This window comes from Clostridioides sp. ES-S-0108-01 (assembly GCF_020662285.1).
Lineage (GTDB): Bacteria > Bacillota > Clostridia > Peptostreptococcales > Peptostreptococcaceae > Clostridioides.
In genome coordinates this window covers 39290-61608 of record NZ_JADGMN010000001.1, presented here as the reverse complement: position 1 = coordinate 61608, position 22319 = coordinate 39290, and the positions used below count along the sequence as shown (strand labels likewise).

Below are 22319 nucleotides of genomic sequence, written 5' to 3'. Positions count from 1 at the left end.
ATAAATTCTGTACGATAGTTACATAAGGCTTTTAAGTAATACCTTTTTAAATTCTAAAAAACTTCTACATTTACTTATCTTATTTGTCAATTTTACATCTTGTCCTATCTTTAAAACTTCTTCATAAATTTTCACCAATAAGTCTGAATCTATTTTATTCTCACATGGAAACATTGTCATAAGAATTATTTTTATACTTCTATTTGCATATTCTATTGGTTCTTCTAAAATTCCGACTGCCATTAAAAATTTATCTGATTTTTCATTTACAGAATGGGGGAATAATAGACCCTTATCAAAGACTGTAGGAGATTTTTCTTCTCTATTGATTATATTTTTTCTAAACTTATCATCAATACATCCTAAAGCCATAAGATTATCCATCATTTTTTCTAATGAGCCAATTATAGTCTTTTCATTCAATATCATAAATTTATCTTCATCCAGTAAATTATTTATTAGTAAATTTGTAGAATTGGTAGTATCAATATTTCCTTCTCTCAAACACAATACTGTCTTTAATTGTTCTCTTAGTTTATTTTCATCAAAGATTGTATTTATTTTTAATACTATGGTGTTTATATTTGATGTGTCTAAATCAATAGTTGTAAAAACTATATCATATTCATCTAAATTAATATTTCTCAAATTAAAACTTGAAAGCGTATCAATTTTAGGATTATTTCCTATCAATTTTTCTACTCTTATTTTTAATAGTTTTGCTGTTCCTAGACCTGTACTACATATAATTGCGATTTTCTTTATTGAATAGAGCCTACTACTATTTCTTTCTAAATATCCACTGAAGTGAATTGCTATATAGCCAATCTCATCTTCTGAAACTTCTAAGTTATACTTATTCTCTATTACTCTTCCTGCTATTTGTGCTAATTTAAATGGAAGTATATAGTTTTGCTTAATCTCTTCTAGCAAAACATTCTTTAACTTTATATTAAATAATAGCCTATTTAGAGTAAAACTAAGATGATATCCTAATCCTACTCTTAATTCATCTTCATTTATAGAAATTCCCATATCAACATATATTTGATTAAATATATTTTCCATCAACTCATCAATATTTTTGCTAATTCTGCTACTATTTAAAGCACATTCTGATGCTGGTGCATTTCCACTCACTAGTGGTATAGTTAAATAAATAATTTCTTCATCATTTAAAATACATTCAAACATTTCTGATATTATATGTTTTATTTCCCTAGCAATAAAGTATTCATCATATGATTTAAGTAAATCAAATTTTACATCATATTCTTTTACTTTCTTTGTTTCTTTTACTCTATAGACTAAAACTATTATGTAGTTAATAACCTCTCTTAACATTTCATCTGTAACATAAAAATTATTTTTTTTAAATAAAGTGAACAATTTTTCTTCTAAATTTATAATTTCTTCTTTTTTTATTCCCTTAAAATACTTTGAATTATTGAAATCCTTCCTTGAATTTTTATACAACTGATTTAATATAAAAAGCCTAATATCAAGTTCATTTCCATTCAATTTCATACCTGTATTCTGTTTTTTTATTAAGTTTAAATTATATGAAGCCAAAACTTTTTCTACATACTGGAAATCATTTACTAAAGTAGTTCTTCCTACGCACATCTCATCAGCCAAACTATCAAGTGTAATAAATCCATCTAGTTCTATCAAATAATTTAGTATAAACTCTACCCTATCTTCTTTTGAATTTAATGAAAATACATTTTTTCTATTCATATCAATAATATTATTGAGTATCTGCTCATCTTTTATTTCCAGTTTATAACCTTGACCCTTTATATATTTGACTACTGCTATATCACTACCTAAATCTTTATTCAATTGTTTTATATACGTCCTTACACTTCTAGTTGTGACATTCAATTCATTTGCTATTGAATTAATACTTACAAACTCTTTTTTACTACACATAATCAATATCTTAAATATCTTACGGTCAATAGAAGGAATTTTCTCAGTTACACTCATTTTGTATCTCCTCCTTGATTTCATTCTAGTACAAATTTGAAACTAAATTAATACATAAAATTTCACTTTAATAAAGGAAAATTTAGTATTAATCTAAATCGATAATTACAGCTAATTAATAGTATAAAAGCTAGTCTTTCATTAGCAAAAATCTTGACTAGCTTAAATTTATATTTACAATTTTATTAATTAATTTCAAACCTTATCTTGATATTAAATATTATCTCAATGCAAATACTGCAATTCCATATGCAATAATAACAGATATTGGTCCAGTTATTAAACGAGAGTAAAATAAAGCTGGAACACCATATTCCACAGTTTCTGGTTCTGCCTCTCCTAAACTTAGTCCTACTGGGACAAAATCACATCCAGCTTGTCCATTTATTGCAAATAAAGCTGGAAGTGCTAAATATGCTGGTATTGCACTAAGACCAATTTGTGTACCTACAAGAGTTCCTACCACTTGAGCTATAACTGCACCAGGTCCTAATATTGGTGATAAGAATGGAAGTGTGCAAATTATTGAGATAATTAATAATCCACCGATATTACCAGCAAGTGGAGATATGACTTTTGCAATCCAATCTCCCAATCCAGATGCTAAAATAATTCCCATAAGCATACTTACAAATGCCATAAATGGTATTACATTATTCATTACCATTTGAATAGTATCTCGACCTGCATCATAAAACTTTGATACTACTTGTCCTGCCCCTTGACCAATGGAAAGTATTATATTCTTTTTAGCGTATTCTCCCTGAGCTTTTGACTTAACCTCATCATAATTATCAGGCTTTCTAATAGAACTCTTATTTTCACTTTTATTTTCTTGAGATTTTTTTTGCATGTTTTCTCCATCTACAACACTTATGCAATTAGGAGTAACATCTGATACATAATATTCCTCTGTTATAAATTTTGCTAAAGGACCTGTTTTTCCAACTGGATTTACATTAATTGTAGGTATTTTTTTCTTTGGATAAACTCCACATCTAGCAGTTCCACCACAATCAATAATAACTACTGCCACTTCTTCATCAGAAACTCCAGTTTTAAATCCATCTACAATTTCATAACCCAGTAGTTCTTTTATTTTTAATGTTACTTCATGGATACCACCAGCAGTCATTGATAGTATCTTATTTCTATTGCCTTCTTTTTTTATATACAATGGACCTCCCCAACCTGAAGTTCCCTTTTCTATTTTTAATATTTTATTTTCTTCCATTTTATCTACCTCCTAAGCCTTATTTGTTACTTTATTTTTTCTTGTTAAAAAAGCATACATTTTTTCTGTTATTATACCTCTTATAAAAATTACAATTAGACCAACTATAAAATACCACAATGCCAGTGTAGTAGTTTCTTTACCCAAAGTAGTCAAACCTGCTGATATTCCCAACCATACAAAAAGTTCTCCTGCATTTGCATGTGGAAAAAGCCCTGTAATTGGATGTACAAATGAAACTGCTGCATCATAAAATCCAGCTTTATGTTCTTCTTTTAAAAATCTACCAAATGTATAACACATAGGATTTCCTAAGAAAAATACTGATACTAGTGGAAGTAGAATATATCTTGTAAAAGAATTTTTTCCTAGTTTAGAAGCCCAATTATTAACTCTTTCTTCACCAATTATCTTAATCAAAGAATTAATAGCTACCATTAATACAATTAGCGTTGGAAGAGTACCTGAAACAAGACCTACAAATTGTTCTCCCCCTTTCTGAAACAAACCGATAAACCACTCTGCACCTTTACTTAGACCTGTAATAACGTTTTCCATAAAATTATAACCTCCCTATAATATTTTTAAATTTTTAATTTTACTACTCACTATAAATTTTACAAATTACTCATTTTTTCTGCACTATACGATATTATTATAAATGTTTTTTTATTAATATCATTTTAATATAATATTTTTGATAAATAAATACACCTTTTTTCAACTTTATAAAGGAAAAAATTGTACTAATTAGAATTTTCAGAAATATACAAATTTTATTTCGACTATAATTTAAATTCTTCTTAGAAATTTAAGAACTTATTTTTATTTCTTTTATTATTAAAATTATCTAAATCTGATAAAAATAAAAAAACAGATGCCCTTTTATAAGCATCTATTTTTTAATCAAATTATTTTTTAGTTTTCTTATAGTAATTACAATATAAGCCATTTGGATACTTTGAAGACAATTAATTCATTAACTCTTTCTCTCCAATTTTTTTAGAGTTATTTATATATTCTTTAATTAATTTATATCTATGAATAGAATTTTTCATTGATTGTGGTTCTAATTTATGAAATTCATCAATATGTATATTAACAGTAGTGCCTACATATGCATAGTTTCCCTTTATTTTAGTTTTACATAAAACAAAATCCTATATATTTATTCCTTCTCTATATATCTTATAATTGATTTTATCATTCGAACTGTTATCATTCATGATATTTTGTGCTACAAATTAAAGATAGTCTAGACGCTACTCTTCTTTCATTTTTTTCAATAACTCTGGATTTTTAAATAAATTAAAATAAAATTCAAGCTCACATCCAGTAGCTATTGCAACGCCTCCAGTACAATTTTTCACTTTTTCTACTACTTCATCAAAGTAATCTTGTTCTTTTGCTCTTATCTCTAGTCTTACTTTTCCCATATCAGGTATTACGTTTGCAGTAGTACCTGCTTCTAGAATAATACCATGAATTATCTATTTATCTTAATTTTATTTTATAAAACAAAATATTATTAAATGAACTACCTAATTTTAAAGAATATTCTTCAAAGTTTTTAAATGGAGAAGTTTAAATTCATGTGGTGTTCACCAAGTTGGTAGTATAGGTTTATGTGGTAAAAGGAAGAATGGTAAAAGGATGAATATTGATGGTGTATCTACAGATGCATTTGAATTATTTGTTGGAAGTAGTTTTGAAATAGGTAAGACTAGATTAGGAAAAATATAATTTATTATATTTACTTATAAAAAATGAGATAGTTATAAGCTATCTCATTTTTTATAAATGGTTTGAATTTTATTTATAAACAATTTTAGATAAATCGCAAATCTCTAGCATAGTATCATATATTTGTTTAAGTAGACCAAGTCTATTATTCTTAACATCTTCATCATTATCCATAACCATAACTGAATCAAATAAGTTATCAACTACTGGTCTTAAAGATGCAAATTCATCCAAAGCAACACCATATTTTTTATCTTTTAATAATTCCTCGACTTTTACCTTTACTTGTTTAAACTCATTGTAAAGTTTAATTTCCGCCTCTTCTTTTAATAAAGATTTATCAACCTTATCGCTTTCTGCTTTTTGGGCTAAAGTAGAAACTCTATTAAAGGCAGTAAGCATCTCCACTAATTCATCTTTTTCTAGCCAATTATTAAGCTCTAAAGCTCTCATATGCATATCAGAAACATCATTTATATCAGAACTTAAAACAGCATCGACAACATCATATCTTATTCCTAAATCTTTAAATAGATTTTTTACTCTCTCATTGAAGAAATTCATTATTTGTTCAACAACTTTTTCTTTATTAAAATTTAATTCAGAGTAATTATCTAAAGCATGTTCAATAAGTACTTTTATATCCACAGTAACTTTTCTATCCATAAGTATACTAAGTATACCTAAAGCTTGTCTTCTTAAAGCATATGGGTCTTGAGAACCTGTTGGTTGTATCCCTATAGCAAAGAAACCTGCTATTGAATCCAATTTATCAGCTATTGATAAGGCAACCCCCGCATTAGTCTTAGGAAGCATATCTCCTGCAAATCTTGGAAGATAATGCTCAAAAATAGCTTCACTTACAACCTCATTTTCTCCTCCAACTTTTGCATATTCTTTTCCCATAAAACCTTGTAATTCATCAAATTCTCCTACCATTCCAGTAACCAAGTCTGCCTTACATAGTTTAGCAGCTCTTATAGTATCTGCCTTTTCATCTACTAAACCTAAACTATCAAGTATATCAGCACTTAACTTTTCAAGTCTTAAAGTTTTGTCATAAATAGTTCCTAGTTTTACTTGGAATACAACAGTTTTTAATTTTTCTATGTAACTTTCTAAGTTTCTCTTAGTATCTTCTCTATAGAAAAATAAAGCATCTGCAAGTCTTGCTTCTAAAACCTTTTCGTTTCCAGCTTTAACATTGTCTATTTTGTAAGAATCGCCATTTCTAACAGCTATAAAATTAGGTAATAGTTTTCCGTCTTTAAGCACTGGGAAATATCTTTGATGCTGTTTCATAGGAGTTATAACAACTTCTTTTGGTAGTTTTATATAATCTGTATCAAATTCTCCATAAAAAGCAGTTGGATATTCAACCAAGTAAGTTACCTCTTCAAGTAAATCTTCATCAAATTCAACTTCTCCACCCAAAGAATTTGCTACTTCTATACATTGCTTTCTTATAATTTCTTTTCTCTTATTTTGGTCTAAAACTATATAATTTTTTTCTAATTTTTCAAAATAATCTTCTATAGAATTGACTTCTATTGTACTTTCTCCTAAAAATCTATGACCTTTTGTTATATTAGAAGATATTATTCCTTCTAAATCAAACTCTAATACTTTATCATTTAACAATGTAACTATCCATCTTATAGGTCTTGCAAATTTAAGATTTTTTCCTCCCCAACGCATAGCTTTTGGGAACACTACAGATTTTATAGTCTCTGGTAATATATCTTTTAATACTTCTGAAGTCTCTTTTCCATCTTGCTTTATAGTAGCAAAGATATATTCATCTTTTCCAACTTGTTTAAAGTATATATCAGATTCACTTAATCCTTTGCTTTTTATAAATCCTAAAGCTGGCTTTGTTAAATTATTTTCTGCATCAACAGCAATTTTCTTAGAAGGACCTTTTATTTCTTCTTCTAAATCACTTTGTCTATCACTCAATCCTTCAACTACCAAAGTCAATCTTCTTGGTGTCCCATACGCATTTATTCTATCAAAAGATATTCTATTTTCATCAAATAATTTACTAAGATTGTTTTTTAATTGTTCCAGTGTACTGCCTACAAATCTTGATGGCATTTCTTCAACACCGATTTCAAATAAAAGATAATTTTTCATTATTTGTCACCTTCCTTTAAAAGAGGGAATCCCATTTCTTCTCTTTGTTTTACAAAAGTTTCTGCAACAGTCTTTGCCATATTTCTAACTCTACCTATAAATGAAGCTCTTTGACTAACTCCTATTGCTCCTCTTGCATCCAATGTATTAAATGCATGAGAGCATTTTAACACATAATCATATGAAGGTATTACAAGTCCATTTTCCATAAGTCTTAATGCTTCTTTTTCATATATATCAAACAGATTAAACAACATATCTGCATCACATAATTCAAACGCATACATTGAGTTTTCATACTCAGCTTTATTAAATACTTCACCATAAGTTATTTTATCATTCCATTTTAAATCATAAACACTATCAACTTCTTGAATGTACATAGCTAATCTTTCTAATCCATATGTAATTTCTCCTGTCTCAAGCTCACATTCAATATTACCTACTTGTTGAAAATACGTAAATTGAGTTATTTCCATACCATCTAGCCAAACTTCCCATCCAAGTCCCCATGCACCAACTGTAGCAGCTTCCCAGTTATCTTCGACAAATCTTATATCATGCTCACTTGGGTCAATTCCAATTTCTTTTAGACTTTCCAAATATAACTCTTGTATATTATCTGGAGATGGTTTTAGTATAACTTGGAACTGATGATGTTGATATAGTCTGTTTGGGTTTTCACCATATCTTCCATCAGCTGGTCTTCTTGAAGGCTCTACATAGCATACTTGCCAAGGCTCAGGTCCTAATGATCTTAAAAAAGTATTAGGATTCATAGTTCCTGCACCTTTTTCAATATCATAAGGTTGCATCATGATACAACCTTGCTTTGACCAGTATTTTTGCAACGCCAGTATCATCTCTTGAAAATTCATAAAAATCCCTCCTATAACAATAAAGCCTCTCGTCTACACGAAAGGCTATTTTAATAGTTCTTCTACAACTTTTAGAATATCAAATTCTATAAAATTTGTCAATGTTACCGATAATTCTTATAATTATCTTCTCTTCATTTTTTTAAGTCTCTTTATATCTATTTATTTTCGTCTTCGTCTTCTTTATTCTTTTCAAATTCTTCTTTCATAAGGTCATCAGTTACATCTTTGTCATCTTCTTTTTTGTCAACCACTACATCCTTCACATCTTTAGCTGCATTAGTTATCATATTCTTCAAAACATGAAGTTTTTCTTCATTCAATTCACCTAAATCTACAAGTTCTCCATCTTCTTCATTTTGAACTTTTATACGATATTTACTTATAACAGCAGCTGACAATCCAACTAAAGTAGCTAATGGCACAAAAGCTAATCCAACAACTCCAACTGTTAAAGGAATATTCATCATAGTTTTTCCATCTTTTTCAACTATTATTCTTACTACACTACTTTTTCTAAGAAGCTCTTTTAGTTGAGATTTTATATTTTCTCCATCTTTACCAAACACTTCTTCCATAGTTTCTTTAGCAGATTTTGCTTTACAATTACAAGTATTTTTTTTATTTTCTAGATATATTACTGCCTCAATTACATCTCCATCGCATATTACTAATGCTTCTTTTGCTTCTGCATAAGTTGCTCCTGGAACTCTTTCAAAGACTGAATCAACCATTTCAATAGTTATATTACTACTCATCATTATCCACTCCCTTATTATTTTTTACACTTTGTAATACGTGTAATGATTTAAAATTAATATTATCGACATAAACTTTTAAATACTTGTCTAGAATATTCTCAAGCTCATGTGTTATATATTTTGATACTTTAGCTTTACTGCATGTTAAAATATCATTCCTTAATACATATTCCATAAGACTTATAGTTGTTAAGTCTAATTTTATATTATTATCAAAAAGTTTACTACACTTACTACATAGTATACCACCTTCGTAGATATTAAACACAGAGTTTTGCAAAATTTTACATTCACAATTAATGCATTTATTTACTATAGGTTTAAATCCTATATAGTCTAAAAATTTTAACTCGAATGCTGCTGTTATAAACCTATTATCTGTATTCTCCTGTGTATACAAATACAGAGTCTGTGCAAGTAATATAAATAGCCTATTATTAGTCTGATTTTCAAGTATAGAATTTTCAACTAATTTTGTAATATATGTAGCATAAGAAAATGCCTCTATATCATAGGATATATTATAAAAACTTTTTATTATTTCGCTTTGAGTAACCTTGTACATATTACCTTGTTTTTTTAAGGTAAAATTGCTATAAGAAAATAACTGTGATGATGAAAGCAAAGAGCTCTTATTTTTTTTGGCTCCTTTTGCTATTGCAGATACTTTTCCAAGCTTTCTTGTAAATAGTGTAAGTATTATGTCACTTTCCTTATACCTTATAGCTTTAAGTACTATCCCCTGGGTGTTCAGGATTATCATCGTCTTCTTTTTTCTCCCTTACTTCTTCAATTTCTTCATGTATGTTTTTGCAATCACAGAAATATAAATATGCATCTATACTACCTGTTTTTTTAAAAACTTCCCAACTTATATTGTTCATTTTTAAAAAACCCCCTTCTTACATTTATACTTATATTTTTAGTAAGAAGAGGATAAATCATACATAAAGTTATTAAACAATTTTTGACAATAATGCCGTTGTTATTATAAAGTAAACTGCTATACCAGTTATATCAAGAGCTGTAGATATAATTGGTGATGAAACTGTAGATGGGTCTGCATCCATTTTTTTTAATAGAACAGGCATAAACGCACCTATTGTTGCACCTAAAACCATATTTATAAATAATGATATTGAAACAATTAATACAATGTCTAACTCTCTCATAACAAAGTAAATTATAATACCTGTTATTATACTACATAAAAGACCTGTAATAATTCCTACAATACCTTCTCTAACCACATTGCTAAAATTCAAATCTTTATTAGATAATGTTATTACTGTAACAGATGATGATTGAGTTCCAATATTTCCACCCATACCAATTACTACAGGTATAAAAAATACCAATGGAGCATATACAGGATTCATTACATAGTCTAAGTTAGAAAGTATTAATGAAGCCAACAATCCTCCTACTAATGTAATAATTAACCAAGGTAATCTTCCTCTAAGTGCTGATATTATTTGCTCTTTCAAGGTAGGATTTTCTTTTTCAGCAACTTCTCTTTCATGTTCTGAACTTCCTGCAAACTTATACATATCTTCAGTTGCTTCTTCTTCCATTACATCGATTATATCATCTACTGTTATTATCCCTTTTAATTTCTCTTGTCTATCTACTACTGGAATTGCTATTAAATTGTATTTAGATACTAATCTCACTGCTTCTTCTCTATCCTCATCTACATAAACAGAGATTATATTTTCACTCATCAAATCTTCTACTATATTTGCATCTCTAGCTATTATTAATTCTCTTAATGACAATACTCCAACTAGCTTTTCTTCATCATCAACCACATATATATAATAAATAGTTTCAGCTTCTTCAGCTTCTTCTCTCATATGGTCTATCGCCTCAAGAGCTGTCATATCTTTATTTATAGAAATATATCCAGTAGTCATTGTTCCACCAGCAGAATCTTCATCATAGAATAATAGCTCTTTTACATAATCAGCATTCTCTTGATTCAAAAGATTTATTATATGTTCTCTTTCTTCTTCTTCAAGTTCACTTAACTTGTCTGCCATGTCTCCAAGAGACATAAGTTCAAGTATATTTTTTGAGTGTTCTACATCCAGCTTAGATAAAATACTAATAAAAAACTCTACACTACCTTCTTCTAATATAGAAGATGCCATGTCTAAAGGAAGTACTTCAAACAATTGAATTTTCATATCTTCCTCTAAATTTTCCATTATATCGAATATATCAATTATATGATATTCCTCTATTAATTCTCTTAACTCCAATACTTTATTATTATCAATTAATGACTTTACTTCATATAATAAATATTGGGAAGCATCCAGTTTCCTATCCATATAACCCACCTTTATTTATCATTATATCCAAAATTATTTATATAATTTTGTAAATTTCTCCAATTTTCTTTGACTTTAACCCATAATTGAAGATTTATTTGTGAACCTAAAAGTAATTCTATATCTTGTCTTGCTGATTTGCCTATCCCTTTTAGTTTCCTACCATTTTTTCCTATTATTATTCCCTTATGTGAATCTCTTTCACAGTATATTACGGCAGATACATCTACTATTTCTTTATCATTTCTTGCTTTCATTTTTTCAATTTCAACAGCTACGCCATGAGGTATTTCATCATTAAGATAATGAAGAACTTTTTCTCTTATAAGTTCTGCTATTAATACCCTCTCTGGCTGGTCTGTAATCATATAGTCTGGAAAATACTTTGGACCTTCTTCTAAATAATTTTGTATAACTTTTATTAGAGTATCCGTATTCTTTCCTTTTAATGCTGATATTGGTACTATTTCTTTAAAAATACCTTCATTATCATACATTTTGATTATATCAAATAGCTCATCTTTTTGGTCTAGTTGGTCTATTTTGTTTACAACTAGAATTATTGGTGTTTTAACACTTCTTAAATCCTCTATTATCTTTCTATCTCCAGGACCTATTTTTTTAGAATCATCAACTACAAATAATATTAAATCCACATTTTTAAAGGCTTCCGTTGCTGCCTTTACCATAAATTCACCTAATTTATTTTTTGGTTTGTGAATACCTGGTGTATCTAAAAATACTATCTGCATCTCTTCATCTGTATATACTGCTTGTATTGTATTTCTTGTAGTTTGAGGCTTATCACTCATTATAGCTATTTTTTCTCCAACTACATTATTCATTAAAGTAGATTTTCCTACATTTGGTCTACCTACTATACTGACAAAACCTGATTTAAACATTAACTGTCTCCTAACTTTTTATCTTCTTGTTTTAATTACTTTAAATTTATTTATATTTTTTAAATCTATTTTAAATCATTTCCAGAGAAATAGTTCGGCAACAAATCCTTTATATCATGCTCAAACACCTCTCCTTTAGTATATCCTGTTATTATTTTTATATCAGAACCAAACTCTATAATTACCTGCCTGCATATTCCACAAGGATATGTTTGCTCATTATTTTCTGAGTTATCACTTGCTATAGCTATTTTATATATATCCTTATCACCTTCTGATATTGCTTTAAAAATAGCTGTTCTTTCTGCACAATTTGTTCCACCTAATGATGCACATTCTATATTACATCCAGTATAAACTTTACCACTCTTAGTTAAAAGAGCTGCACCCACTCTAAAGCTCGAGTAAGGAGAATAAGAATGTTGTCTGGCATCTTCTGCCAAGCTTAACAATTCTATGTTATCCACAACAATTCCTCCTGTATACAATAATTAAAAGTTATTTTTATTTAATACTCTACATTATATCATAAAAATTTAATTAGCACAGATTTGTTTTATTTTAAATATTTTATGTACATTTATTTTAATTATAGAACATTCCAAGCTGAAATACTAATATAGCTATCAATACACCTAATAAAGCTCCAGCTATAGTCTCCCAAAATGTATGTATTTTTCCTTCAATCCTACTTTGGGCAACTAATACAGCCATTATATATGCAAGAGTAGATGCAACGACTCTTTCAGTCATAAGTGTAATTGCAGTTGCTATGGCAAATGATAAAGCAGCATGACCACTTGGCATTCCCCCTTTTAGAGGAGTACCTGTAGAAGTCAATGCTTTTACAACTACAACAGCTATAAGAACCAATAATATACATATCAAGGTTATATGTAATTCTGATTCTCTTATTTTATAAATTAATATCCCAGATATATCTGTCAATTTATCATAAAACAAAATATACCCAACTACTACTGAGTTTAGTGCTGCTACTAAAACACCACCAGCTGCAACATCTTTTGCTATCTTAGCAAGCACATGATATTCATCAGTTACTAAATCAACAGCTTTTTCTATAGCTGTATTAAACATCTCAGCAACTACAACTAAACATATGGCCATAAGTAACATTATCATTTCTAATTTTGAAAAGTTAAAAAACAAACTTATTATAAGAACAGCAACCGAACCTAAATAATGTATTTTCATGTTTCTTTCAAATTTAAATGTATACAATATCCCTTCTATAGCTGCATTAAACGCTTTAATTATACCTTGACGAGTTTTTTCTGGTTTCATAAAAACTACTCCCTTGTTATGTTTAACTTATTTAATATGTGCTCTTCTTTTTCTCTCATTTCCTTTGCATTTTCATCTGTATCGTGGTCATAACCTAAAAGATGAAACATACTATGACATATTAAAAAACATACTTCTCTTTCAAAACTATGATTATACTCTATACTCTGTTCTAAGGCTCTTTCAAGAGATACTACTATATCACCTAGAGATTCTTCCTCTAACTCAACATCATCAAAATCATCACTTAAAAGAGGAAATGATAAAACATCAGTCACTCTATCAACTCCTCTATATTCTCTATTTAATTCATGAATCTCTTTATTATCTACAAAAGAAAGACTCACTTCATAATTATCATCATATCCTTCATAATCTAAACATTCTAAGATTATATCCTTTATCTTTTCAATTAACTCCTCGTTTACTTCTAATTTATCTTGTCTATCATCTAATATCAAATCCATTAACTACACCTACTTTTTATTCATTAATAATGCTATATATCTATATTACTACACTTTTACTTTCTTTTGAAAGTCTTTTCCTGTATTTTCACTTTTTTACGTTCTTCTTTTTTAAATTCTTCTCTTTTATTGTGCTTCTCATAAGCTCTTATTATTCTCTGCACCAATTCATGTCTTACAACATCTCTATCTGTTAACATTATAGACCCAATCCCTGGAACTCCTTTAAGAATCTCTGTAGCTTGTATTAGACCACTCTTCTTATTTTGTGGTAAATCGGTTTGCGTTACATCACCTGTAACTACAGCTTTAGAACCAAATCCTAGTCTAGTTAAAAACATTTTCATTTGTTCAGAAGTAGTGTTTTGAGCTTCATCTAATATTATAAATGAGTTATCAAGTGTTCTACCTCTCATGAATGCAAGTGGTGCGACCTCAATAGTACCTCTTTCTAAGTATTTATTAAATTTATCAGCACCTAACATTTCAAATAGTGCATCGTATAATGGTCTTAAATATGGATCAACTTTGTCCTTTAAGTCTCCTGGTAAAAAACCTAGACTCTCTCCTGCTTCCACAGCTGGTCTTGTAAGTATAATTCTACTAACTTCATCTCTTTTAAAGGCCTTTACTGCCATAGCAACAGCAAGATAAGTCTTTCCTGTTCCAGCAGGTCCAACGCCAAAAGTTATATCATTATTTTCTATAAGTTTTATATATTCTTTTTGACCTAAAGTTTTAGGTTGAACAGCTTTACCTCTTTGAGTTATGACAATTGTTCCCTCAAGTTCTTTTATTTTTTGTTCACTACCTTCAAGTAAAAGAGATAATGAATAAGAAATACTCTGTTTGTCTAAATGCTTACCATTTGATACAGTTTGATGTAGTTCATTCATAAGCTTTAATGCAGAATCTACATTCTTTTCTTCTCCAATTAAAATTATATTTCCTTCTCTAAGTATTACATCTATATTTAAAGTCTTCTCTATTAATTTTACATTCTCATCAAAGTTGCCAAATAACTCTCTTTCAAAGTTACCGTCTGCTATTGTAAATTTCTTTTGTATTATCAATTGAATTAGTCCTCCTAAAATTTTAAGTTTAATTTTATTAGTTGTTATTGCTATTATTATTTTGATTATTATTACTATTTTGATTACTATTATTTTCACTAGTATTGTTTTGGTCTTTATTATCCTTATTATCCTCATCAAATTCATTTCTTATATCATTTAATGGTCTCTTTTCTGGATTGGAAGGAACTTCCTCTTCACCTTCATTTGGTTTACTTTCTTCCTTTATAAACCTTTCTGCTTCTGATTTACTAAGAGGATAAATTTTAGCAATATTTTCACTAGTTTGAACTGTTATTAAATATTCTAACATATTTTTATTGACCTTAAAATTATGTTTTACATCTATTATTCTAGCCGAAGCTGGGATTATGTATTCTAACTCTTTTAAAGCTTTTTCAGATAATTCTTTTTTTAACTCTTCTTTATTCCTTTTTACTTCAACTTTTTTTGTTTCATAAAAAGTACTCGTCTTTATCTTTATCGGAAAAGTATAGTCTCCTATTGATAATTTTTTTTCTTTATTTTCAACAACATAATCTTTATATTTTATGTTTTTTCTCATTGTAAATTCTTTATCATAAAAACTTAGTGTATATATATTTTTCTTTTCTCCAGTCTTTTTATTTACAGTATCTAGATAACTTGCCTTTTTTTTGGATTCATAAAAAGTACTTGCCCATACTTCTGGTATTGATTTTGTATTAGCTCCATTTAATAAGACATCTCCCTTTTGTACTATATCTCCAGACTTAATTACTGATTTACCACTTCTAGGGATTACCTTTTCTATTATACCATTTTTTAAAGCAATTACATTACAATAATTTGATTGGTCTGTAGATTTTAAGGATTCTGCCTTTTTTGTGACAGTAACAAATATATTTGTTCCTTTTACATTAATAGATAAATATGCCACATCATTAAATTTAGACATCATATGGTCTCTAACTTCTTTTCTATCAATACTCTTCTTGTAAACACCTGGTCTTACTCCAACCTTGTAAAGCTCACTTCTAAGAGCTTCTTTTTTTATACCTTCAGGAGATTGTATATATACATCTGTCACAAACTGTGATGTTGACATCAATAAAAATAAAGAGACAACAGCACAAATCCACATACCTTTGTGCTTATAAACTCTTTTGATAATAAAAGGAACACCTGTTTTTTGTTTTACTTTTATATCAAATTTACTTCCTCTATAAACAGTCTTAAATTCTTTTATATCTTGTCTATCTATATGAAACTCCATTTTAGTATTTTTTATTCTAGTTACATTGTAAACACTTATACCATTTCTTATAAGATGATTTAAAAATTGTTCGAGTCCTACTCCTTCTACAACTATAACGTAGTATCCCCTTATAAAACTTATCAAGTGTATCTCCTCCTAATCAACATACTCAACATTGTAGATAATTCCTTTTATACCTATCTCACTATCAGTAATATACTTAAGTGAAAGTTTATCCCCAGATATTTTAATTGTTTTAACCTTAGTCTTTATTCTTATTAAATCAACTTCATATTCTAATATTGATAGATAATTTTCTATACTAATAAACGTATTACTTGTAACAGTAATAACTGGTTGATTTACTTGTAAATCAGTGGATATTTCTAACATAAGCATTACCCCCTTAATTAATTTTATGCTTGAAATAGGTATTTATGCACTTTATTGATGTTGTAACAGATTAGTTTTAAAATTTTTATATAATAAATGCCTAATATTCAATATATTATTTAAACAATAAAAAGGTAATCATATTGATAAAAAATCAACATAATTACCTTTTTATTTTTTTATATAAAATCTAAAACGTATACAATTTTTTTATTAGTCTTGTTCTATTAAACCATATCCACCAGCTTTACGCTTATACACTATGTTTATTTCAAAATTATCTTGATTTCTAAACATATAGAAATTATGTCCTACTAGTTCCATTTGAAGTATAGCCTCTTCAGAACTCATAGGTTTTACATTAAATTTCTTTCTTCTCTCTATAACTATATTTTCATCTTCATTATCATAATCATCAAATTCATTGCTATTATCTATAAAGTCAACATTTTCAAATCTTATGCTCTTATTATTTTGACCTTTGTCTTTAACTTTAGTTTTATATTTGACAACTTGTCTACTTAATTTGTCACAAACAATGTCAATTGCCGCATATAAATCGTCTTCTACATCTTCTGCTCTTATTATTTGCCCATTAATAGGAATTATTGTAACCTCCACTTTTTGTCTATCCTTTTTCGCACTTACTGTTACTTTCACTTCTGATTCAGGATCAAGGTATTTTTCTAACCTACTTAATTTTCCATCTACGTATCCTTTTATTCCGTCAGTTAATTTCATTTGTCTCCCAGATACTATTATTTGCATAAAAACCTCTCCCTTCAAGCCTTTCCAATTCTAATACTTTAATATGTTAATCTTTAAATACAATTTTTATAAATTTATTGTATTTAAATTAATATTATTGTATATGAAAATGATTATTTTTAATAGTCTATTTATTTTTCGTTTGTTATGATATTATTAAAAGTACAGGGTAATTTACAAAATCTTTACATTCTATTTATTAATAAACCATATAAAATAGTTCAAAAATCCTGCATAAACAAGCCACATTAAATAAATCAAATTTATGTATCCAGATCTCTTATCTATTTTAGAAAACTTCGAAATCATTATTATAGAAACTAAAATCATTATTATTATATCTATTAAAGCTGTAAATCTAAGTCCAAAGCCAAAAAATAGTATACTCCAAGTAAAGTTTAATACAAGTTGTAATACATAATAAAAAATCGCATCTCTTACTTTAGGTAAATTGTAACCCTTTCTTAATATTAGGTATGAAGATATACCCATCAATATGTACAATACAGTCCAAACTATAGGAAAGATAAAAGCTGGTGGTGCAAAGCTTGGCTTTGTGAGTTGCAAATAGTAGGTTGAAATATCTGTACCACTAATAATCATTGCTAAAGTGCTACTTAAGTAACCTATTATTAATGGTATCAATATGTTTATCAAAAAATTTCTAATTTCTTTTACTGATATAATCAAATTTTTCCCCTTCTTTCAAAATTTTCTTTGATTATAGATATGCTCAGATATGACTTGTTATTCCCAAAAACTATAAAAAGCCTAGAGATTTCTCTCTAGGCTATATCAATCTATTGTAAGTTTTGTTTTACCAACTTATTTATAAGTTTTCCATCAGCTCTTCCTTTAACCTTTGGTTGGATAACTGACATTATTTTTCCCATATCCTTCATAGAAGTTGCTCCTACTTCAGATATAGTAGATTTTACAATTTCTTCTAACTCTTCTTCGCTTAATTGTTGAGGTAGGTACTCTTTTAAAACTTCAATTTCAACTTCTGTTTCTTTTATTAAGTCTTCTCTTCCAGCTTTTTCAAATTCAACTAATGCATCTCTACGTTGCTTTAATTGCTTTGCTATTACATCGATAATTCCATCTTCATCAAGCTCGACTCTGTTATCAACCTCATACTGCTTTATAGAAGCTCTTATTAAAGTTACTACAGATTTTCTCACTGTATCTTTGTTTTTCATCGAAGATTTCAAATCCTCTTGTAACTTTTGCTTAAGGGACATCCCCTTCACCTCTTTATTCTTATTTACTACTATTTCTTAGCGTTTTTTCTTCTTGCTGCTTCAGCTTTTTTCTTACGCTTAACGCTTGGCTTATCATAGTGCTCTCTTTTTCTCACTTCTGACATGATGCCAGACATTGCACATTGACGCTTGAATCTTCTTAAAGCGCTGTCTAATGTTTCATTCTCTCTAACTCTTACTTCTGACATTTCTTTTTCCCTCCCTCCAATAGCGCAATTATGCTGGGACTGTAACTATGTTCTTTTTGCATAATATGCATTACAACCTAACACTTTGTTTATTATAAACTAAATTTTTACTTTTATCAAGTATTTTTATCAAGAAGAAACTCAATTTTTCAATAATTTAGTTTAGTTTTGTCCCGCTTCGTAATTAGGAAGCTTTTTACCAGCTAAAATATGATAGTGCAAATGTTTAACTTCTTGCCCTCCATCACTTCCACAATTATTTATGATTCTGAATCCAGTTTGGTCAAAACCTTTCTCTTTAGCTATTTTATTAATAACAACATGAATATGTGACACAATGTCCATCTCTTTATCAGGAATATCAATTAAACTATCATAATGTTTTTTAGGTACAACTAATATATGGTATGGAGCAACTGGGTTCAAGTCATTAAACGCTAAGACTCTATCATCTTCATAAACTTTAGTTGAAGGTATTTCTCCGTTCGCTATTTTACAAAAAATACAATCCATTTTTTCCACCTCCTATCTTATAAATATTATAATTTCTACATGTTATAGCAAAATTCCTTCTACATATTCATCTTTTACATCATTTATTTTCACTTTTAATATCTGACCTTGTATATTTTTGTCACTTTCAACAACAACTCTTATATAGTTTGAAGTTAGTCCTTCATATTTATTGCCTTCTAGATTTTGTTCAAATAAAACATCCAACTCACGACCAATAAATTTATTTGCAAATTTATTAAAATTTACTTTACTTAAATTTAAAAGTTGTTCACTTCTAAAATGTTTCATTTGAGGGTCGACTTGATTTTCCATAGTTGCAGCTGGAGTTCCTTTTCTTGGCGAATATTTAAAAATATGCATTTGTGAAAGCTCTATTTCTTTTAAAAACTCATACGTTTTTTTAAATTCTTCATTTGTCTCTCCGGGAAACCCTACGATTACATCTGTAGTTATTGCAACATCTGGCATTTTACTTCTCAATCTATCTACAATAGTTTTGTACTCTGAAGTTGTGTATCGTCTATTCATTCTTTTTAGAGTTTCATCACATCCACTTTGAAGTGATAAATGGTAATGAGGGCAAACTTTATCCATTTTTAAAACTTCATTTACAAATTCATCTGTAAATAAAATTGGTTCAACAGAGCTAAGTCTAATTCTCTCTATTTCATCTATTTCGTTTATTCGTTTTATTACATCAAGAAGTTTAATATCCTTATCCTTTAAATCTTTTCCATAAGAAGCAACATGTATTCCTGTTAATACGACCTCTTTATAGCCATTATTAGCCAATTTTTTCACTTCATCGACTATACTATCAATATCTCTACTTCTAACGCGTCCTCTGGCATAAGGAATGATACAGTAGGTACAAAATCTATCACATCCATCTTGTATTTTCATAAATGCTCTAGTCTTTCCATTAGTTTGGCTAATTTCTATTTCTTCAAATGCTTTAACCTTCATTATATCATCAACTGTACTAACTTTTTTATTTGCATCTATCTTTCTAATTTCTTCAACAATGTTTCTTCTATCATTTGTACCCATTACTAAATTTACTTCTTCTATATCCAAAATTTCTTCTGGTGATACTTGAGAATAGCATCCTACAACGGCTATTATTACATTTGGATTTTTCTTTTTAACTCGTCTTATGTATTGACGAGATTTTCTATCACTCATATGAGTAACTGTACATGTATTTATAACGTAAACGTCAGCATATTCTTCACTATTAACTTGTTCATAGCCATCTTTTTCAAATAGTTCTAGCATAGCTTCCGTTTCATATTGATTGACTTTACACCCAAGTGTATAAAAAGCTACTTTTTTCAATTTATTTTTCTCCTCCTAAATCACTTAGCTCATACAAAGCTATTGTTGATGCTACAACAGAAGCTGTCTCAGTTCTTAATATCCTAGGCCCTAATGATACAACACTACAATTATTTTTTTGTACTTGTTCTATTTCTTCTTCAGAAAATCCACCTTCTGGACCTATAAAAATTCCAATGCTATCTATACTAGAATCACATTTTCTAAGTGTATGTTTTATTGAAACGATTCTTTCATTTTCATAAGGGCAAATATTTGTATTATTTTTTTTCATATCTTCTAAAGCTTCTTTAAAACTTAAAACACCTCTTAGTTTTGGTATCTTACCTCTTTTACTTTGCTTTGCTGCTTCATAAATTATTCTTTCCCAACGTTCAAATTTTTTATCTTCTTTCTTATCATCAACTTTAGCGACACTTCTCTTAGTTTGAACTAATATTATTTCTTCTACACCCACTTCAGTTAATTTTTGAAGTATCATCTCCATTTTTGGAGCTTTTGGAAGTCCCTGATATAGTCTTATTTTAAGTTTTGATTCTCTATTTATATCAACTTTTTCTAAAATATTTAAATTAACTATACTCTTATCTATATTCATTATCTCACAAATATACTCATTATTATTCTTGTCACATATCTCAAGTTTTTCACCTGGCTTGCATCTTAAAACCTTTGAAATGTGTTTTACATCTTCACCTTCTATAGTGCAAGTTCTATCTTGTAGATTTATATTATTTTTTTCAACAAAAAATCTATCCATTATACGTCACCATATCCCCTATTTTTTAAGCTTAGAAACTATTGCTGACCATTCACCTAATTTTTGAACTTCAACTATTTCAAATCTATTTTCAATTAAGCTATCTTTAACTTCCTCTACTTTATCCAAAATTATACCTGAAGATATGAATATAGCATCTTCTTTCATAAAGTTTTGCACATCATTTGCAAGTATCTTTATTATATCAGCTATTATATTTGCAACTATTACATCAGCTTTATCTTTTATTACATCGGTTAAATTACCATGCATTACAGATACATTTTTTTCAACTTTATTTTCAAGAACATTTTCTTTTGCAACTTTTACTGCTACTTCATCTAAATCTACAGCTACAACTTCTTTTGCTCCTAATTTAGCTGCTGCTATTGCAAGAATTCCACTACCACAACCAATATCAAATACTTTAGAATCTTTATTCACATACTTTTCTAATTCTCTAATGCACATACTAGTAGTCTCATGTGTCCCTGTACCAAATGCCATTCCAGGGTCAAGCTCTATGATTAAATCTCCCTCTTGCATAGTATAATCTTCCCATGTAGGTTTTACCACTACCCTTTGTCCCACTTTTGTTGGTTTGTAGTATGCCTTCCATGCATTTGCCCAATCAGCTTCATTTACTTGGTCTAGTGATACACTTCCTTCACCTATATCTATACCAAAATCTTTTAACCCTAAAACTTTTTGCTTTATTATTTCGACAAATTCCATCACATTTTTTTCTTCTGAAACATAAGTTTTTATAAGTACGTCGTCTTCCTCATTCTTTTTAAATACTTCTTCTTCAACATAATCCCAATCTAGTTCATTTTTCTTTTGAAATAAAAAGTCTTTTGGGTCTTCTATTACAGCCCCACCAGCTCCTTGTTCATATAGTATATTTGTTATAGGCTCAACTGCTTCTGTTGTTGTTTTTATAGTTACTTCTATCCAATTATTCATAAGTTTACCTCTCTTCTTTATAGTAATATTCCTATTTTTCCATAACTTTTATTATATC

25 protein-coding genes are annotated in these 22319 nt (G+C 28.5%); all 25 read right to left on the bottom strand.

Going from position 1 to position 22319, the window contains the following annotated elements; genetic code table 11:
• Window positions 1-18 precede the first annotated feature (18 nt).
• Complete coding sequence (locus IR152_RS00300; protein WP_227449854.1) at window positions 19-1992, bottom strand: BglG family transcription antiterminator; 1974 nt, start codon at window positions 1990-1992, stop codon at window positions 19-21.
• A gap of 220 nt (window positions 1993-2212) precedes the next feature.
• A complete protein-coding gene (locus IR152_RS00295; RefSeq protein WP_227449853.1) occupies window positions 2213-3226 on the bottom strand; it encodes a PTS glucitol/sorbitol transporter subunit IIB in 1014 nt (337 codons plus the stop codon).
• A gap of 12 nt (window positions 3227-3238) precedes the next feature.
• The gene (locus tag IR152_RS00290) at window positions 3239-3784 is read right to left on the bottom strand and encodes a PTS glucitol/sorbitol transporter subunit IIC (protein ID WP_227449852.1); all 546 of its coding nucleotides are present in this window, start codon (window positions 3782-3784) and stop codon (window positions 3239-3241) included.
• Between the two features lie 704 nt (window positions 3785-4488).
• Complete coding sequence (locus IR152_RS00285; protein WP_227449851.1) at window positions 4489-4662, bottom strand: hypothetical protein; 174 nt, start codon at window positions 4660-4662, stop codon at window positions 4489-4491.
• Between the two features lie 376 nt (window positions 4663-5038).
• A complete protein-coding gene (gene glyS, locus IR152_RS00280) occupies window positions 5039-7105 on the bottom strand; it encodes a glycine--tRNA ligase subunit beta (protein WP_227449850.1) in 2067 nt (688 codons plus the stop codon).
• Window positions 7105-7983 (bottom strand): glycine--tRNA ligase subunit alpha, encoded by an 879-nt coding sequence (gene glyQ / locus IR152_RS00275; RefSeq protein WP_227449849.1) that lies wholly within the window; start codon window positions 7981-7983, stop codon window positions 7105-7107. Before glyQ ends, glyS begins: the two co-directional genes overlap by 1 nt.
• Window positions 7984-8141: 158 nt before the next feature.
• A complete protein-coding gene (locus tag IR152_RS00270; protein WP_227449848.1) occupies window positions 8142-8741 on the bottom strand; it encodes a DUF4342 domain-containing protein in 600 nt (199 codons plus the stop codon).
• The gene (recO, locus tag IR152_RS00265) at window positions 8734-9507 is read right to left on the bottom strand and encodes a DNA repair protein RecO (RefSeq protein WP_227449847.1); all 774 of its coding nucleotides are present in this window, start codon (window positions 9505-9507) and stop codon (window positions 8734-8736) included. The genes IR152_RS00270 and recO overlap by 8 nt, the downstream gene beginning before the upstream one ends.
• Window positions 9473-9628: a YqzL family protein gene (locus IR152_RS00260; RefSeq protein ID WP_003416649.1), complete on the bottom strand. Its 156-nt coding sequence runs from the start codon at window positions 9626-9628 to the stop codon at window positions 9473-9475. The genes recO and IR152_RS00260 overlap by 35 nt, the downstream gene beginning before the upstream one ends.
• Window positions 9629-9700: 72 nt before the next feature.
• Complete coding sequence (gene mgtE, locus IR152_RS00255) at window positions 9701-11080, bottom strand: magnesium transporter (RefSeq protein WP_227449846.1); 1380 nt, start codon at window positions 11078-11080, stop codon at window positions 9701-9703.
• A gap of 11 nt (window positions 11081-11091) precedes the next feature.
• Window positions 11092-11985: a GTPase Era gene (gene era, locus IR152_RS00250; RefSeq protein ID WP_227449845.1), complete on the bottom strand. Its 894-nt coding sequence runs from the start codon at window positions 11983-11985 to the stop codon at window positions 11092-11094.
• A 65-nt stretch (window positions 11986-12050) separates the two neighbouring features.
• Window positions 12051-12452 carry a cytidine deaminase gene (locus IR152_RS00245; RefSeq protein WP_227449844.1) on the bottom strand — a complete coding sequence of 134 codons (402 nt, stop codon included), beginning with the start codon at window positions 12450-12452 and terminating at the stop codon, window positions 12051-12053.
• Window positions 12453-12570: 118 nt separating this feature from the next.
• On the bottom strand, window positions 12571-13290 hold the full coding sequence (locus IR152_RS00240) for a diacylglycerol kinase (protein WP_227449843.1): 720 nt from the start codon (window positions 13288-13290) through the stop codon (window positions 12571-12573).
• Window positions 13291-13295: 5 nt separating this feature from the next.
• Entirely contained in the window at window positions 13296-13757 is a 462-nt protein-coding gene (gene ybeY / locus IR152_RS00235; protein WP_227449842.1) for an rRNA maturation RNase YbeY, read from the bottom strand.
• 56 nt (window positions 13758-13813) lie between these two features.
• Window positions 13814-14830 carry a PhoH family protein gene (locus IR152_RS00230; RefSeq protein ID WP_227449841.1) on the bottom strand — a complete coding sequence of 339 codons (1017 nt, stop codon included), beginning with the start codon at window positions 14828-14830 and terminating at the stop codon, window positions 13814-13816.
• A 37-nt stretch (window positions 14831-14867) separates the two neighbouring features.
• Window positions 14868-16211, bottom strand: a complete 1344-nt coding sequence (gene yqfD, locus IR152_RS00225) for a sporulation protein YqfD (RefSeq protein WP_227449840.1) — start codon at window positions 16209-16211, stop codon at window positions 14868-14870.
• Window positions 16212-16223: 12 nt separating this feature from the next.
• Window positions 16224-16460: a YabP/YqfC family sporulation protein gene (locus tag IR152_RS00220; protein ID WP_009890653.1), complete on the bottom strand. Its 237-nt coding sequence runs from the start codon at window positions 16458-16460 to the stop codon at window positions 16224-16226.
• Between the two features lie 213 nt (window positions 16461-16673).
• Window positions 16674-17228, bottom strand: coding sequence for a ribosome hibernation-promoting factor, HPF/YfiA family (gene hpf / locus IR152_RS00215; RefSeq protein WP_227449839.1), 555 nt, complete (start codon window positions 17226-17228; stop codon window positions 16674-16676).
• 192 nt (window positions 17229-17420) lie between these two features.
• Window positions 17421-17918: a TspO/MBR family protein gene (locus tag IR152_RS00210; RefSeq protein ID WP_227449838.1), complete on the bottom strand. Its 498-nt coding sequence runs from the start codon at window positions 17916-17918 to the stop codon at window positions 17421-17423.
• A gap of 110 nt (window positions 17919-18028) precedes the next feature.
• Window positions 18029-18472 (bottom strand): GatB/YqeY domain-containing protein, encoded by a 444-nt coding sequence (locus IR152_RS00205; protein WP_054274448.1) that lies wholly within the window; start codon window positions 18470-18472, stop codon window positions 18029-18031.
• A gap of 29 nt (window positions 18473-18501) precedes the next feature.
• A complete protein-coding gene (gene rpsU / locus IR152_RS00200) occupies window positions 18502-18681 on the bottom strand; it encodes a 30S ribosomal protein S21 (protein ID WP_003416618.1) in 180 nt (59 codons plus the stop codon).
• Between the two features lie 162 nt (window positions 18682-18843).
• Window positions 18844-19194 carry a histidine triad nucleotide-binding protein gene (locus IR152_RS00195; RefSeq protein WP_227449837.1) on the bottom strand — a complete coding sequence of 117 codons (351 nt, stop codon included), beginning with the start codon at window positions 19192-19194 and terminating at the stop codon, window positions 18844-18846.
• A gap of 42 nt (window positions 19195-19236) precedes the next feature.
• Window positions 19237-20535 carry a tRNA (N(6)-L-threonylcarbamoyladenosine(37)-C(2))-methylthiotransferase MtaB gene (gene mtaB, locus IR152_RS00190; RefSeq protein ID WP_227449836.1) on the bottom strand — a complete coding sequence of 433 codons (1299 nt, stop codon included), beginning with the start codon at window positions 20533-20535 and terminating at the stop codon, window positions 19237-19239.
• A 1-nt stretch (window position 20536) separates the two neighbouring features.
• On the bottom strand, window positions 20537-21295 hold the full coding sequence (locus tag IR152_RS00185) for a 16S rRNA (uracil(1498)-N(3))-methyltransferase (protein ID WP_227449835.1): 759 nt from the start codon (window positions 21293-21295) through the stop codon (window positions 20537-20539).
• A gap of 18 nt (window positions 21296-21313) precedes the next feature.
• Window positions 21314-22261, bottom strand: a complete 948-nt coding sequence (prmA, locus tag IR152_RS00180) for a 50S ribosomal protein L11 methyltransferase (protein WP_227449834.1) — start codon at window positions 22259-22261, stop codon at window positions 21314-21316.
• Window positions 22262-22319 lie beyond the last annotated feature (58 nt).

What these genes read in the sequence shown, in the direction of transcription:
- IR152_RS00300 (WP_227449854.1), bottom strand. Translation starts at nt 1,992, where the DNA reads ATGAGTGTAACTGAGAAAATTCCTTCTATTGACCGTAAGATATTTAAG.
- IR152_RS00295 (WP_227449853.1), bottom strand. Translation starts at nt 3,226, where the DNA reads ATGGAAGAAAATAAAATATTAAAAATAGAAAAGGGAACTTCAGGTTGG.
- IR152_RS00290 (WP_227449852.1), bottom strand. Translation starts at nt 3,784, where the DNA reads ATGGAAAACGTTATTACAGGTCTAAGTAAAGGTGCAGAGTGGTTTATC.
- IR152_RS00285 (WP_227449851.1), bottom strand. Translation starts at nt 4,662, where the DNA reads ATGGGAAAAGTAAGACTAGAGATAAGAGCAAAAGAACAAGATTACTTT.
- glyS (WP_227449850.1), bottom strand. Translation starts at nt 7,105, where the DNA reads ATGAAAAATTATCTTTTATTTGAAATCGGTGTTGAAGAAATGCCATCA.
- glyQ (WP_227449849.1), bottom strand. Translation starts at nt 7,983, where the DNA reads ATGAATTTTCAAGAGATGATACTGGCGTTGCAAAAATACTGGTCAAAG.
- IR152_RS00270 (WP_227449848.1), bottom strand. Translation starts at nt 8,741, where the DNA reads ATGAGTAGTAATATAACTATTGAAATGGTTGATTCAGTCTTTGAAAGA.
- recO (WP_227449847.1), bottom strand. Translation starts at nt 9,507, where the DNA reads ATGATAATCCTGAACACCCAGGGGATAGTACTTAAAGCTATAAGGTAT.
- IR152_RS00260 (WP_003416649.1), bottom strand. Translation starts at nt 9,628, where the DNA reads ATGAACAATATAAGTTGGGAAGTTTTTAAAAAAACAGGTAGTATAGAT.
- mgtE (WP_227449846.1), bottom strand. Translation starts at nt 11,080, where the DNA reads ATGGATAGGAAACTGGATGCTTCCCAATATTTATTATATGAAGTAAAG.
- era (WP_227449845.1), bottom strand. Translation starts at nt 11,985, where the DNA reads ATGTTTAAATCAGGTTTTGTCAGTATAGTAGGTAGACCAAATGTAGGA.
- IR152_RS00240 (WP_227449843.1), bottom strand. Translation starts at nt 13,290, where the DNA reads ATGAAACCAGAAAAAACTCGTCAAGGTATAATTAAAGCGTTTAATGCA.
- ybeY (WP_227449842.1), bottom strand. Translation starts at nt 13,757, where the DNA reads ATGGATTTGATATTAGATGATAGACAAGATAAATTAGAAGTAAACGAG.
- IR152_RS00220 (WP_009890653.1), bottom strand. Translation starts at nt 16,460, where the DNA reads ATGTTAGAAATATCCACTGATTTACAAGTAAATCAACCAGTTATTACT.
- hpf (WP_227449839.1), bottom strand. Translation starts at nt 17,228, where the DNA reads ATGCAAATAATAGTATCTGGGAGACAAATGAAATTAACTGACGGAATA.
- IR152_RS00205 (WP_054274448.1), bottom strand. Translation starts at nt 18,472, where the DNA reads ATGTCCCTTAAGCAAAAGTTACAAGAGGATTTGAAATCTTCGATGAAA.
- rpsU (WP_003416618.1), bottom strand. Translation starts at nt 18,681, where the DNA reads ATGTCAGAAGTAAGAGTTAGAGAGAATGAAACATTAGACAGCGCTTTA.
- IR152_RS00195 (WP_227449837.1), bottom strand. Translation starts at nt 19,194, where the DNA reads ATGGATTGTATTTTTTGTAAAATAGCGAACGGAGAAATACCTTCAACT.
- IR152_RS00185 (WP_227449835.1), bottom strand. Translation starts at nt 21,295, where the DNA reads ATGGATAGATTTTTTGTTGAAAAAAATAATATAAATCTACAAGATAGA.
- prmA (WP_227449834.1), bottom strand. Translation starts at nt 22,261, where the DNA reads ATGAATAATTGGATAGAAGTAACTATAAAAACAACAACAGAAGCAGTT.